The 15,277-nt window shown below is 35.4% G+C and carries 11 protein-coding genes; 1 reads left to right on the forward strand and 10 read right to left on the reverse strand.

Going from position 1 to position 15,277, the window contains the following annotated elements; all coding sequences use genetic code 11:
• Positions 1–13: 13 nt before the first annotated feature.
• On the forward strand, positions 14–679 hold the full coding sequence (locus tag G6R40_RS14880) for a porin family protein (protein WP_165137344.1): 666 nt from the start codon (positions 14–16) through the stop codon (positions 677–679).
• Between the two features lie 68 nt (positions 680–747).
• Here G6R40_RS14880 and G6R40_RS14885 read toward each other — a convergent pair whose 3' ends face one another.
• From G6R40_RS14885 to G6R40_RS14930, 10 genes are all read right to left on the reverse strand, one after another.
• Complete coding sequence (locus G6R40_RS14885) at positions 748–1,491, reverse strand: LytR/AlgR family response regulator transcription factor (protein ID WP_165137347.1); 744 nt, start codon at positions 1,489–1,491, stop codon at positions 748–750.
• A gap of 5 nt (positions 1,492–1,496) precedes the next feature.
• Positions 1,497–4,334: a histidine kinase gene (locus tag G6R40_RS14890; RefSeq protein ID WP_228455875.1), complete on the reverse strand. Its 2,838-nt coding sequence runs from the start codon at positions 4,332–4,334 to the stop codon at positions 1,497–1,499.
• A 122-nt stretch (positions 4,335–4,456) separates the two neighbouring features.
• Entirely contained in the window at positions 4,457–5,650 is a 1,194-nt protein-coding gene (locus G6R40_RS14895; RefSeq protein WP_165137353.1) for a hypothetical protein, read from the reverse strand.
• A gap of 61 nt (positions 5,651–5,711) precedes the next feature.
• Complete coding sequence (locus G6R40_RS14900; RefSeq protein ID WP_228455968.1) at positions 5,712–6,887, reverse strand: LamG-like jellyroll fold domain-containing protein; 1,176 nt, start codon at positions 6,885–6,887, stop codon at positions 5,712–5,714.
• Positions 6,800–7,384 (reverse strand): hypothetical protein, encoded by a 585-nt coding sequence (locus tag G6R40_RS14905; protein WP_165137359.1) that lies wholly within the window; start codon positions 7,382–7,384, stop codon positions 6,800–6,802. Before G6R40_RS14905 ends, G6R40_RS14900 begins: the two co-directional genes overlap by 88 nt.
• Positions 7,385–7,714: 330 nt before the next feature.
• Entirely contained in the window at positions 7,715–9,145 is a 1,431-nt protein-coding gene (locus tag G6R40_RS14910; RefSeq protein WP_165137362.1) for a T9SS type A sorting domain-containing protein, read from the reverse strand.
• A gap of 300 nt (positions 9,146–9,445) precedes the next feature.
• Positions 9,446–11,959 carry a M1 family metallopeptidase gene (locus G6R40_RS14915; protein WP_165137365.1) on the reverse strand — a complete coding sequence of 838 codons (2,514 nt, stop codon included), beginning with the start codon at positions 11,957–11,959 and terminating at the stop codon, positions 9,446–9,448.
• A gap of 71 nt (positions 11,960–12,030) precedes the next feature.
• On the reverse strand, positions 12,031–12,825 hold the full coding sequence (locus tag G6R40_RS14920; RefSeq protein WP_165137368.1) for a thymidylate synthase: 795 nt from the start codon (positions 12,823–12,825) through the stop codon (positions 12,031–12,033).
• A gap of 73 nt (positions 12,826–12,898) precedes the next feature.
• On the reverse strand, positions 12,899–14,323 hold the full coding sequence (locus tag G6R40_RS14925) for a CCA tRNA nucleotidyltransferase (RefSeq protein ID WP_165137371.1): 1,425 nt from the start codon (positions 14,321–14,323) through the stop codon (positions 12,899–12,901).
• Positions 14,324–14,646: 323 nt separating this feature from the next.
• The gene (locus G6R40_RS14930; protein WP_165137374.1) at positions 14,647–15,201 is read right to left on the reverse strand and encodes an L-threonylcarbamoyladenylate synthase; all 555 of its coding nucleotides are present in this window, start codon (positions 15,199–15,201) and stop codon (positions 14,647–14,649) included.
• Between the last annotated feature and the right edge of the window lie 76 nt (positions 15,202–15,277).

Raw genomic sequence — 15,277 nt, forward strand, 5'->3', positions numbered from 1 at the left:
ACACAAATACAAAATGAAAAAAACGCTGTTAGGAAGTGCTCTCACCATTGCAACATTGGCAAGTGCACAGATTGATTTTAATGCAACCAGATTTGGATTAACAGCTGGCGCAACTTACTCAAGAGTGCAAAATGCTCATAATCCTTCTGGACCTAGATACTCTGTTCAAGGTGGGCTTTTAGCTTTAACACCAATAGGATCGGATGATCAATTTTACATCCAAACAGAGTTAACTTATTTTGGAGCTGGTGAAACTGGTGATAAAAAAGAAGAGAAAAAAAATAAATGGCCTCATGCAGTTTATGCTAATAATTATTTAAGCTTACCAATAAGTTTTAAAGCTTATTTTTCTGAAGGTGAAAGCGAGTTTTTTGCATTAGGTGGACCACGATTTGATTTTTTGATTAATCAAAAAGTTAAAAATATTCCAGCTAAAAGAGAAGATTATGCGATCGACAAATATGGAAAAGCTAACAAGTTTAATATTGGTGTAGGCGCAGGATTTGGATATAGCTACAAGCGTCAATGGGAAATTACAGCAAGATACGACATGCATCTTATGGATACATATCCGGATCTTAAAAATTCTCCGATAGAAATGGCCACTTCGGATCCTAATGTCGCTAAAAAGAAAAATGAGCATATCATCAGCTTATCATTATCTTATATTTTTGAATAAGACTAATATCTTTACATAAACAACAAGCCGCGAAACGAAGTTTCGCGGCTTGTTGTTTATGTAAAGCCTCAACGTTTTAACACTTTAAAAAATGCCATAAGCTCGGATTGTTTATCGTTGGAAATAGGGATTTCTTCACCATTCATTAGTTCTACAGATCCGCCATTGGATTTTATTATAGCATTTATAAATTTGGTATTCACGATATAAGATTTATGAATGCGCATAAATTTTTTGTCAAATTCTAAATTTTCCTCAAAAGATTTTAAATTCCTAGAAACCAGCAATGTCGAATTGTCCTTTTTAACAATCTGCGTATAAGAGCCATCGGCTTTTAAATATAAAATATCATTGGAGTTGATAAACAAAATTTTTCCCGAAACAGGAATTCCCAAAAGTGTATCTTGCTGCTCGAGATTACGCTTCAGCGCGGTGAGATGCTCTATTTGGTTGTTTTTTTTCTTAACCAACTCAACCGCATTTTGCAATTCTAAAGGATTAATAGGCTTTAACAAATAATCAACCGCAGAAAGTTTAAACGCTTTTATCGCATAATTGTTATAAGCAGTTGTAAAAATAATGGAAAATGTGACGTCTTTTTCACTGAAAAAATCAAGCAATTCTAGTCCGCTATGTCCTGGCATTTCTATATCCAAAAAAACAACATTCGGTTGATGTTTATGAATACTTTTAACCGCTTCGGGAATATTTTTACACTCGTCCAAGATTTCAATTTCTGGACAAAACTCCTGAACTAGCAACCTCAAATTGAGTCTAGCTCTTTCTTCATCATCTATTATTATTGCATTCATGGGTATTAAAATAAGTGTTTGGGAACTACAATGCTTACCGTTGTTCCGGTTGGGTTTTCATGATCTGTATATCGGAGACTAATATTTTTTTTCAATTGCTGATTGAGTATGGTAATACGCTCGTTAATGGCTTGTGTAGCAAAAGATTTGTGATTATTCTGTCTTATCATATTGAGTTCGTTGCTGCGTTTTCTTCCGATGCCATTGTCTGCAATTTGGATTTCAAAATAATCATCGGCATCTCGGAAGTCTATCTTTAAAGATTTGATTCCACTTTTGTGCATTAATCCATGTTGTATCGCATTTTCTACAAAAGGCTGTGTGATAAGACTCGGAAGTTGCACCTCTTCCGAAAGCAGCGATTGATCCGCATGAATTTGGTAATTAAAATCGTCACCAAATCTAATTTTTTCAAGATCGATATAATCTTTCAACATGCTGATTTCATCGGATAAGGATTGACTTTCGTTATCGCTCATATCCAAAATATTGCGCGTCAAACGAGAAAATTTTGACAAATAAAATACCGCTTGACTTTTTTCATTGGACAAAATATACGATTGCAAAGTGTTAAGCGCATTGAAATAAAAATGAGGATTCATCTGCGATTTCAACGATTTTAACTTGGATTCATTAACGAGTTTTTCGAGATTTGATTTGGCTAAGGCTTCTTCATTTTTTTTATTTAGAAGTCGTATTTTATTTTGAAAATATAGATAAACGAGCGCCAAAAGAAGGATAATTCCCAACGTAATCGCCCACCAAGTCATCCAAAATGGTGTGTCAATTTTCAAATAAAAATTTTTGTCCACTACATTTTCTTCATATTCTATGCGCAGAATAATCTGGTGCTTTCCGTAAGAAAGTGATGAAAAACGTAAGCTCCGTTCCGAATTACTAAGGATTTCCCAAGGATTTTGATCGATTTTGTATTTTATTTTGTAGGTGCTAACCGGCATTGAAGAAATGATATCAAAGAAAATTTCGATGTTATTTTCATCGGATTTTAGTTGTTCCAATTTCGAGTTAGAAATGCCATTTACTTTGACATCGTTAATGTCCAAAACCAAAAATTCTGAAGTCTTTTTCGTATTTTTAGAAATATCAATAATGCCTTTGTTGGTGGCTAAAAATAGACGGTTTCCAAGACTTGTAATGTCGAAAAAATCGGTGGAAGGTGGCAAGTTTATTATGGAAGTTAAGGTGTTTTTTTCAAAATTATAGCGGTACAAAATTCCTTCTTTTGTAAAGTACAATTGGTTATCTACGGTGCGGATGTTTTTAATATTCTCGTTGCTGTGTTTTTTTCCAAAATTCAGTTTTTCAATTTGTAAACTTGGAGAAATGCGGTAAAGAATTTCGTTTTCAGAAAGTAAAAAACAGGTTGACTGCGCTGTGACAAGCTGTGTGAAATTAAATTTAGAAGATGAATTAATCTGCTTAATTTCTCCATCTTTAAAGTATTTTATCCCATGATTTGTCAGGAAAAAAATGCTTTGATCTTGAGGATTAAAAATGTTGGATTTTCCATTTTCGCTATCTATTAAGGTGATAAAATGGATGCCGTTGGATGAATAGTTTGGAAACTTGGCGAAGTTTTTATCATACTCGCTTTTCAAATTGGGATCGGTATAGATAATGCCATTCCAGCCACTCGCACTTATGGCAAAATATTTTTTGTCCAGCTGGGTCATCGCTTTTACGGCAAAGACATGTTCCAATTGAGATTCTTGGGATTTAATAATAAATTTGGACGAACTGATGAGCAACTTCTGATTAATAGAATCTATTTTAAAAGCGTTAATTGCATGATCCGAAATGCCTCTGAAGATTGGCTGCACTTGGTTATTATTCAAACTGAAGATTTCATCTCGGTTGGTACTGAAATAGAGTTGATTATTCGTTTTTTCAAAACTTAAAGGTGTTGACGCGGTGGCGATAAGATTGGAGTCAAAGTTTTTAACAAAATAGGCGCCTTTATTCTGGCTGGTTATCCAATAATTTCCTGTCGTTGTTTTTACGATACTCGAAATATTGGAGTCGGGAAAGAAATGTTGATAGGATTTAGCATCAACATCAATGCGATAAATACCTTTGGTAGAAGCCAACCAAAACGAATCGTTGTAGGCAATTACATTTTGTGTGAATATATTTTTGAAGGGAAGTTTGTGATAAATTGGTTTTGGATGTAACCCCAAATAATATTCTCCAAACTTTGAAAAAATATAAAGGTTTCCGTTTTTAATGACGGGTAAAGGTGCGGATATTTTGGTAAGATAGTCGTCGGGTATTACTTCTAAATTAAGTTTCCCGTTGATGTCTAAAGATTGAATTTTGCTACCAATGAGATAAAATTTTTCGCCATCAGAGATACTATGTTTTACGCCTGTCATATCGACTTTGATGCTGTTAGTTAATCTTAAATCTAATAGATTAAAAACCTTAACTTCATCTTTTCCTGCGATAAATAATTGATTGCCAATAATCCCGTATTTCAAAAAACCATTGGCTTGGAAAGGTTTAAATAGATTGATTTCTGTACCCTGAATGTAATATATTCTACCACTAAAATCTTGAAACCAGATTCTTCCTTTTAGATCTTGTGAAATATGAGAAACTGCCTTTATTGCAAAATCTTTAGGCAATATATGCTTGATTTGTAAGCCGTCATAACGACAAATGCCTTTTTCGGTTCCGAACCAAATGAAAGATTTTTTATCCTGGAAAACATCGTAAATAACCTGTGAAGGCAATCCCGATATTCGATCCAAGTTGAATGAATAGGGTGTAGTCTGCGCAAAATGAAATTGCACAATTAACAAAAAGCCTAAGAGGAATTTCAAAGTAATAGTTTTTTTCAAAAATAAGGAAATTGCCTTTCTTTTAACAATAAAACTTTATCAAAGCACTAGGCTTCGACAAAGTTGTTTATCACTAACTGAAAATTTATATTTAAGACGTGTTTTTATTTTTTGTATTTCATGGCGTTAGTACATTTGATAACCTCTTTATGAGTGTTACCAATCGCTTTTACAGGATTCCCGGTGAATTTTTCCGCTGCCGAACCTGCAGAATAAGAATTGTCTTGACGCATCAGAAATTGAGTGACTTGACACTCGTCTCCTTTTTTAAGGATAACCTGAGTTTGCAAAACACGATGTGTTAATGTACGTCCCATGATTCCTACATTTTCGAAACGATTTTCCCAAGCTGTTACAGGATATAAATACACCAAATCTTCTGAGAATTGAGGCATTGATTTTATTCTCTCATTAGCTGCTTTTACTAATTCGGCGTTGCTTGGTTCATCTTTAATTTTCCCGATTGGTTTTACCAATTCTACATTTCCTCCTTCTGCAGCTTTGTAAGCTTTGTAATACGGGTCGTAGAAGGCTTTCATTTTATCCCAAACTTGAGCATCGGTCATTGCCAATGCTTTGGCTTCTTTATCCTTTTTGTAGAACAGATTGTAGCTTCCTTTTTCTTGTAAAACTTTATACTTCTCTGGCGTATTGGCATTCGGAATATAATCCAAACGGGCGATAACGATGATGCCTTCTTCTAATTCTAACAAGCCTTCATAATTAAAAAACATTCCTTCTTGTTTTACGTAGTTTCCGTTGGCGGCAAAGAAATCCATATAACGACTTTGGTTGGCGTAGTTTGTTGTTGAGCTTCCACCATATTTATTATCGCTAATACCATCCAAATGGAGATGTCCCAATTTCTTACTTGTGGTTACCGGAAAATAATCTGGTGTTCCTGGTGCTGGAGCAAATACCAATGGAGGAATGTCCTTCCTGTTTTCATAATAATACCGAGAAACGAACTCTATTTCTTGTTTTTCACCTTCTTCATAATTCACCAAAAACTTCTTGGCGTAATTGTATTTTCCAGATGCGAATTGCCCAATCCGAATTGGATATTTTGCGAAATAAATTCCGCTCAGATTTCGACTATCTTTATTGATGGGCTTGCTATCCAAAACGGTAGATTCTACATCTTTTTTTACTTCCTTTTCATTAATCCCTGAACCTGAACTTCCTGAACTTCCAGTAGCTTGCTCTAATTTTTCGGCAAGTTTACCGAAAAGGCCGCTCTGTGCTTGTATGCTTGTTGTCATAAATGTGACCAAACAGATTGTGGTTAATTTTGTCATAATTAATTTGAGTTTTTAAAGCTTCAAGGTTTTTAGGTCTCGAAGCTTTGTGTTAGAGTTTTTATCTTTTAATGACTTTCGTTGATTGTATGCCGTTAGCATTATTTAATTTTAGAAAATAAATGCCTTGCTTTTGAGCTGATAAATCTACATTATCCGCATTTTTGTAAGAACCTATTAATCTTCCTGAAGTATCAAAAACTTGTACATCTGCTTTTCCTGATAGTTTTACAATGTCTGTCGTTGGGTTAGGATAGGTTTTTATAGAATTTTGCTTGTTTTTTATGTTATTAGTCGCTAATGTTCCAGAATCATCGGTGTAAGAATGGATGTTTCTATACCATTGCCATTGGGTTTTACTTACCTCTTCTTGGGTATACAACTTGTTCACGATGATTAAATCATCAATTTGTCCAAACATATATTCAGGAGTTGCTTTTCCATCCGTACCAACAAAGAGACTTGTAGATGGTTTAATAGAAATAGGAGAAGCAAGGTCAATCGTTTTTATTAGCGATGCATTAAAGTATAATTTTATCGTTTTGGCTTCATTATCTACAGTCATTGCAAAATGATTGTATTGCGGAAGGTATGAGCTGAAATCTTGCGGATATTCTGTACCATTTATTCTAATAGCAACTTTTTGACTAGCTTTAACGAAGCCTACTGCTATGTCTCCCGTTTCTGTTGGTATGCTAACTATAGGTGTAAAGGTTTGTGAAGTATTAGCCTGTAGGCTGGATGTTCTGTTATATGCAAAAGCCACACTGAATTTATCTCCCAAATCGTTTGTTTTAATACCTGTAACAGCATAGGTTGTACTTGCTGCGTTATTACCTTTATGTAGTTCTAGGCCAATGTTATCAACTCCATAATGGGTGTAGGTTTTATAATTGATAACTGAAGGATGCACAATTATTGAAGGATAATTGGAGAAATAGTCATTAAAATCAGAATTATTAAAATCATACTTTGCAATTTTACTTCCTTTTGTAATGGCAAAATATGAGGTATAAAGGTCTTTCACTTCTGCGGCATTAAAAGGTATATCATATACACGAACTTCATCCAAATTAGCTGATAAAGAGGATTTGTAAGTAGATCCAGGCGCTGTAAAACCAAAAAACTCGAATGGGTTGGTGTTGTTGATCAACTCATGTGAAATATTTTGGTGAAACATCTGCTTTCCATTTCTGTAAACCGTGATGTGACCATTAGCCCCGAATTGGTAAGAAATTGCAAAATGATGCCATTGATTAGGATAAAGCTCCTCGTAGATTGCTGAGTAACACCTGTTGTGGAATTGATATAGCTTTTAAACGCCAGCTTTCCAGACTCTGTTATACCCAGCATTAATCCTTCCGAAGCATTGGCTGTACCGCTGCTTAAATACATTATTGGATAGACACCGTTAATTTTAGTTACCGAACTTGGTGTAGCAGTCGGGTTTTGGTAAAGAACAAAAAACGACATGGTCCCCTGTTGTTTTAAAGAAGCTTTGGTCCCTTCTAGTTTTATTTCGCCGTGAGGAGATGAACAACCCAAAGCCGAATTTTGATTACGGAATTGATCTGGACTTCTATAGCTACTATAATTAGCAGTTTCTATAGTAAATCCAGGTGGCGTAGCCCAATCAGAACCTTCAAACTTAGCCTCGTATATAGGCGTTGGGAGTGTTTGCCCCAAACAAAAAGACGCAAGCAATGCTGTAAAAACTAAAAATGTTTTTTTCATAATCATATTGATTTAAAGTTGATGCAAAGAAAATCAAACCTCAAGTGTGAAAATTCTAAGAACTTATGAAAACGGAAAGAGACTTTATGAAAAGTATATTCTAATTTGTTTCAAAAAAAGACTTCGACCTAATTTATACTCATGTAAAAACGTGTTGCCCACAAAATAATGCATGAAGCAAAGTGTCTTAGTTTTTAAAAAAAATTGCGCAAAACAAAGTTTCGCGCAAATAGGCTATCATTTGAAAAACAAGCAATTATAATAATCTCATGATTAATTTGAGCTCAAAAGCTGCTAGTTTATTATATACCAAAGCTTTATTTTGACATCTTAGTTTTTAATAATTTTCGTCGTTTGTGTGCCGTTATCATTGTTTAATTTCAAGATATAAGCACCTTGCTTTTGAGTAGATAAATCCACATTTTCTACATTTTTGTAAGAACCAATTAATCTTCCCGAAGTATCAAAAACTTGTACATCTGCTTTTTCTGATAATTTTACCATGCCAGCTGTTGGATTAGGAGAAAGCATTATTTGTTTCTTGTTAATATCAGAAACCGCCATAGTACCGCTACAGTTTTCGCTGTATTTTGACCGAGAATCAAAATTGTGGTTGGTCCAAGTGCTCGTACTTGCAATGCTATCAACTTGTATGCAGGTTAAGTTGGGGTTGAAATAAGCCAACATTACAATAAATTTGGTGTTGTTTCCATTAGCAACATTTAAAGAAGTCAATTGGTTAAGCCCCACATTAATCTGGGTTAAGCGTTTATTATTGCTTATATCAACATTGGTTAAATTATTTTCGCCCGCAGCAAGCCCCCCAAGCATCGTGAAAGTTTCTATTCCTGTAAGGTCTGATATGTTCTTTTTGGTAAGCATTAACGTCGAGTTGTAAACTTTAGCTTCCATACATTGGATTTTTCCATCACCATTAAGATCCACTTTCGGGAAATTATCGGTTAAATGGTGGTTGACCAAAGCATTTTTAAAATTGGTATCGGGAATATTGACTTCGCAAAAAGTGGGTAATTCTTGAGCGAACATCTTGGCGATTTGTGAGTCGTCGAGAACTTGCGTGAAAACCTTAATTTCATCTATATTTCCGTATAAAGAGCTGGAATGGGTATCACTAAATCCAGTGAAATAAATATCAGGAGAGCTGGTAGATGGGATGGAAAAAATAGGCGCCGCAGTATCGATTATTTTTTTGCCGTTAACGTAAGCTTTTATGTATCCGTTAGTTCCCATATTCCAAGTTAAAGTAAAGTGATTCCAACCAAAATCTGTAGTCGGAAATTCTCCTCCAACTTGTGATGCAGAGTGTCCGTTGCCATTGGGGTTGGTACTAACGTAGGAAGCTACTTTTACTTTCCCATCATTGGTTAACGCGAAAAGTAAAGCCTCTTGGTAAAATGTTTGCTTGTTGGACCAATACACCAAAGGTTTGTCGCTTCCAAAAGCACTTGCACCAGTACCTTCATGTTTGTACCACATGGAGATGGTTCCACTGCTTCTCAGATTGTTAAAATGAGACGAAGTTGGCGTAAGCTTTATAGCACCATGATCAGCTTCTAACTTTGCTGATTTATTTGCTTCTTCATTACGGTCTGTATCGAGGCTAATTTTTGTTGTACTAACAGTAAAATTATTTGCTGATAAGCTTTCCGAAAACGAATGATGATATACAGGTGTCGGAATTGTTTGTCCGAAACACCAAGAAGCAAGTAATCCTGTAAAAAGTAAAATTGTTTTTTTCATGAGTAGACTGATTTAAAGTTTCTGCAAAGAAAATCAAACCTCAAGAGTGAAAATTCTAAGAACTTATGAAAACGGAAAAAGACTTTATGATAGTACTTTTTTAATTTGTGTAAAAAAATAACAGTGGGTGAATTTTTAATAGTGTAAAAAATATTATTGGCGAAAATATTTTGAAAATACTTATTAAATTAAAAAACAGCTAGCGCGAAACAAAGTTTCGCGCTAGCTGTTTTTGTGATAACGAATACTGAATAATAAAGATTTCTATTCGACAATCATTTAATATTAGGATTAAAAATTCTAATGGCTGTAATCCTCAATTGTTTTATTAAGCGCATCAATTTGCTCGTGAAGCGACTGGCTTTTTGGATTATCTTTAAGAAGTTGCATTTTTTTATTTAATCCATCTTTTAGGATTTGCGTCAACATCATTTTGGCTTGCGGATTGCTAGATATTTCGCTTTTCGCTTGCGATAGAATTTTAGTAACCGCTTTTGTTGCTTTTGTATCATCGCTGGTCATAATCCAGTTGTAAGCTTCTTCTGCAACTGCGCCCAATTCGGGATCCTGAAATTTTATAAACGGATAAAAAGCCGCTTGTGATCCAATGCTTGCCATTTGTGAGGCGATTTTGTTTTTAACAATGATAGGAAGTAATTTGCTAGTCAAATCTTCGGAAGCATTAGATAAGTCAATGTTTTCCATCAAAGGAATCACTTTTTGAGAATCTATATCGGCCAAGGCTGCAATTGCATTTCCTTTAACAGCATTAGAAATAGCTGCGCTTGCTTTCTCATAGATATTTAGATATTTTTTATCTTTTGTTTTAGAAAGTGCCGAAATTGCCGCGGCTTGTGCTAATGTTTTTGGATCGTTTTGAGCAATATTTTCAACATCTTTTATAAGTAGTTTAGCTTGTTCAGGTTTTGATAAATCCAAAGCGCCTAAAGCTAAAATGCGAATTCTGTGGGAAGAATCTTTCAAAGCTGCAGCAAGAATTTTTAAAACTGAAGGATTTTTATCGATATTTTCTTTCGCAAATTCTACTGCCAAATAACGACTTTTAAATTCTTTCGCCTTGGTGTATTGAACAAAATATTGGTCAGCAGTTTTGGTGTCGGAAATCTCAGTCAATAAAACTTGATCCGCATTGACATTGACTAAGTTAGGTTGTTGCGAAAAATTGAATGTAAAACTTTGACTAGCTTTCGCATCTGCCCATACATTATAACGTTTTGGGATTCCATTTTCATAAACATCAATCGCCAAAGGGAACTGAAAATAAGGCCCCGACTGTGTCTGTGTTACCGATACGTTGACTTGTTTTTTAACGGGTTCGTAAGTGTAATTGATGCTTAATTTGGGATGTCCCGATCCATAATACCATTGGTTGAAAAACCAATTGAGATCCTTTCCAGAAACTTTTTCCAAGGACAATCGCAATTGTTGTGCTTCAGCATTCCCGTATTCATAAGTTTTAAGATAATCATTAAGCCCAGCAAAAAAAGCATCGTCGCCAAGATAATTTCGAAGCATGTGAAGTATGCCACCACCTTTGTTATAAGTGACCGAGTCGAAAACATCTTCACGAGAATCATAATCAAAACGAACCAAGTTTTTAGAAAAATTAGCTGGATTCATTTTATAGGCTTGCAAAGATTTTATCAGTTTATAATCGGCTTCGTCTTTGCCGTATTTATGTTCATTCCAAAGATATTCGGAATAGTCAGCAAAACTTTCGTTTACGGTAAGATTGCTCCAACTTTCGGCAGTCACCAAATCGCCAAACCAATGGTGAAATAATTCGTGCGCTATGGTATCTTCCCAACGGTTTTCATCGATAAGATCACCAGGTTTTTGTTGCGCCAACTCGCCATGCAAAGTTGCAGTGGTATTTTCCATGGCACCAGATACATAATCTCGACCCACCATTTGGTCATATTTAGCCCACGGATATTGGTAATTTAGCTTGTTTGAAAAGAATTCAATCATTTCCGGTGTGTTGCCGAAAATCTGTTTCGCATAAGGCTCATACTCCTTTTCTACAAAATAATTGACAGGGATACTCTTCCATTGGTCTTGCACGACTGCAAAATCGCCAACGCCCATGAAGAAAAGATATGGCGAATGTTTTTTGTCCATCACCCAATAATCTGTTCGCAAGCCATTAGCTTCTTTGGTTGAGCTTTTTAGAAGTCCGTTAGAAAGTGTGACATATTTGTCGGGAACCGTCATGTAAAGTTCCTGTGTTGTTTTTTGATTGGTTTTATCAATAGTTGGGAACCAAGCCGAAGACGATTCGGTTTCACCTTGTGTCCAGATTTGTACAGGCTTGTCTGGATCTTTTCCTTGTGCATTGATAAAATATAGACCTTTAGCATCGTTGATGGCGGCACTTCCTTTTTGTTTGACTTCATTTGGGCGCGCTGTATATTTGATGTAAACGGTATAATCTTGATTTTTTGAATAAACTTTATCAAGATTAATTTTCAGTATATCATCTTTATAATCATATTTTAAAGTTTGTTTAGAACCATTTTTATCCAAAGCAACTTCGTGGATAAGCATTGCTTTCGCATTGAGAACCAAAGAATCTGTTGGATAGAAAAAGGGCGCTGCTGTCAGCCATTCTTCACCATGAAGATGTTCTTTTTCATAATCGAAACTAACTTTTAGTTTGGTGTGTTTTAGTTCTGTCATTTTGGTGTGTGTGGCACGATAGACTTTTTCTCTACCCGAAGTTTCGGTTTGTGCAAAAGATAATTCTGGTAAAAATATCCCGATTAAACTTACTGATAAAATAAGTTTTTTCATATTTAAAATAGTACTAAAGATTAATAAATTAAGCTTACAAAAAAGTGAAGCCAAAAAACTTCACTATAGGCTTACACCGCTACAGGTGCTTTTATTCCTGGATAAGGATCGTAATTTTCTAAGGTAAAATCCTCAAAATCAAAATCAAAAATATTTTTTATTTCTGGATTTAATTTCATTGTTGGAAGTGCTTTTGGTTCACGGGAAAGTTGTCTTTCTACTTGTTCAAAATGGTTGTTGTAAATATGAACATCGCCAAAACTATGAACGTAATCGCCAACTTCCAAATCGCAAACCTGCGCTACCATCATCAATAACAACGCATAACTCGCAATGTTAAAAGGAACGCCCAAAAAGACATCAGCACTTCTTTGGTACAGTTGTAATGACAATTTTCCGTCTGCTACATAAAACTGAAACATCGCGTGACAAGGTGCTAAAGCCATATTCGGTATTTCGGCAACGTTCCAAGCAGAAACGATTAGTCGGCGAGAATCTGGATTTTTTTTGATTTGATCGATTACGTCGGTTATTTGGTCAACAATTTTCCCATCGGCACCTTGCCAGCTTCGCCATTGCGCGCCATAGACAGGACCAAGGTCGCCATTTTCATTCGCCCATTCGTCCCAGATCGATACACCATTATCATTAAGATATTTAATATTTGTGTCGCCTTTTAAAAACCACAACAATTCATAAATAATTGATTTGAGATGGAGTTTTTTGGTGGTTACAAGAGGAAAACCTTTGGATAGATCATAACGCAATTGATAACCAAACACGCTTCTAGTGCCCGTTCCGGTACGGTCGGTTTTGTCAGTTCCGTTGTCTTTGATGTGTTGAAGGAGATCCAAATAGTTTTGCATGAGCGTTTTTAATTTATTTTACTTTTTCAAGGAAGTTCAAATTTAATAAAAAAAGAAATGATAAAAGCTTGATTTAGGATACCAAATTTAATCCTAAAATTTTAGCTTCTTTAATAACAAAATCGCGGGCTTCCGTTTTGTCGTTGGCAATTTCGCCTTCTAGGATGGCCTCTTTTACTTTTTCTTTTAAAATTCCGATTTCGCGCCCAGGTTTTAGTTTGAACATGTCCATGATTTCCTCCCCAGAAATTGGCGGTTGGAAGTTTCGGATATGGTCTTTTTCTTCGACTTCTTTTATTTTTTGGAACACATATTCAAAATTCTTTTTGAAACGAGTTTGCTTCGCGTAACTTTTTGTGGTGATGTCGGATTTGCACAAGATAATTAAATCCTCCAAATCTTCTCCTGCGTCGAACAATAGGCGACGCAGCGCAGAGTCCGACGTGTCATCCGTCACCAAGGCAATTGGTCGCGCGTGCATTTTTACCAGTTTTTCCACAAACTTTTGGTCTTGATTTAATGGTAATTTTAAGCGTTTAAAAATCGATTTTATAATTTTTGAACCCACAAATTCGTGTCCATGAAAAGTCCAACCTGTGCCTTCAACAAATTTTTTCGTCGGTGCTTTTCCGATATCGTGGAGTAGTGCCGACCAACGGAGCCAAAGTTTATCAGTATTTGGTGCAATATTATCAACGACTTCCAATGTATGATAAAAGTTGTCTTTGTGGGTTTGTCCATCAATTTCTTCAATTCCTTTTAGTGCGGTAAGTTCTGGAAGTATGATTTGTAATAAACCAGTTTCCTCAAGAATTTTTAGCCCAATCGATGGTTTTTCGGACATCATAATCTTGTTGAATTCCACCATGATGCGTTCCATAGAAACGATGTGGATTCTTTCAACTTCTGTTTTGATGGCTTGCAAAGATTTTTCTTCAATATTAAAATTGAGTGTGGACGCAAACCGAATAGCACGCATCATTCTCAAAGGATCATCCGAATAGGTTTGTAAAGGTTCTAGCGGCGTACGAAGAATTTTTTGTTCAATATCTTTAAGACCACCGAAAGGGTCGATGAGTTCACCAAAATTGTCTTTGTTAAGAGAAATCGCCATAGCGTTGATGGTGAAATCGCGGCGTTTTTGATCGTCCTCCAAGCTGCCAATTTCTACAAATGGTTTGCGGCTGTCCTCGCTGTAGCTTTCTTTTCGGGCGCCTACAAATTCGAGTTCCAAATCTTTGTAACGGAACATGGCGGTCCCATAAGTTTTGAAAACGGAAACTTTAAGATTGGGATTGATCTCGTGGGCGATGCTCTCGGCAAGTTTTATCCCAGAGGATTCTGTAACAAAATCAATGTCTGTGGGAGCTTTCCGTTTCATTATTAAATCCCGAACATAGCCTCCCACGATATAAACAGATTGTTGGTTGCGATGGGCAACTTCTGAAATGATTTTGAAAAGTTTGAGGTTTTGGTTCTGATTTAGATTAATGATCATAAGACTTTCAGCAAATAATTGGTTGCAAAGATAAGGCTTTCGAAATTTTTTCTGAATGTAATTGTCTTAAATGATAAATGTCAAGTTGTCTTGTTTTTTGTTAAAGATTTTAACAATGTTGTCAAATCGTGTAAGTGTATGACAATCATTGTTATAATATATGGCATATTTTTGAATTTGGTATGAATATGGAGAATTTTACCCCGAATAAAAGCTATACGTAGAATTAAATGAGTTAGAAAAAGTATAGTAGTTTTTTTTCATAGTTTATTTTTTCTTCAGGCGGCACCGCAGGTGCCGCCTGAAGTTTTTCTAGCCAATGTTTATTCTCTCAAAACTTTTATTTGTCCATCTTTCCAAACTTTAATTACCGAAGAACCGCTGTATTTCGAAACTTTCTCACGGTTTTCTTCCACTGCATAATCTACGGCATCAACGATTTCTTTAGAGATGTCAGCAAATTGCAGCGGACTTTTGTCACCACTAAGGTTAGCAGAAGTCGATACGATGGGTTTGTTAAGTTTTGAAATTAATTTTTTACAAAATTCGTCTTTTACTAATCTTATTCCAATGGAGCCATCATCTGCCAAAGCTTCTTTGGGAAGACCTTTTGCGGATTCGTAAACAATGGTTACAGGTTTTTCTGATAGGTCGATAATCTCCCAAGCCATCTCTGGAACGTCCACCAAATCTTGCAAACGTTTTTCGTTTTCTACCAATATAATCATGGATTTGTGGGTATCACGATGTTTGATATCGAATACTTTTTTTATAGCTTCTGGATTGGTAGCGTCACAGCCAAGTCCCCAAATCGTATCGGTCGGGTAAAGAATGCTGCCGCCATTTTTTAATATATCTACTGCTTTTTCTAGGCTCATGATTGAAAATGTATTAATATGAGATGTTAAGATAATTTAAACTTTTAAACTTTTGATTTTTAAATGATTAAGTTTT

The organism is Chryseobacterium sp. POL2 (genome assembly GCF_011058315.1).
Taxonomy (GTDB): domain Bacteria; phylum Bacteroidota; class Bacteroidia; order Flavobacteriales; family Weeksellaceae; genus Soonwooa.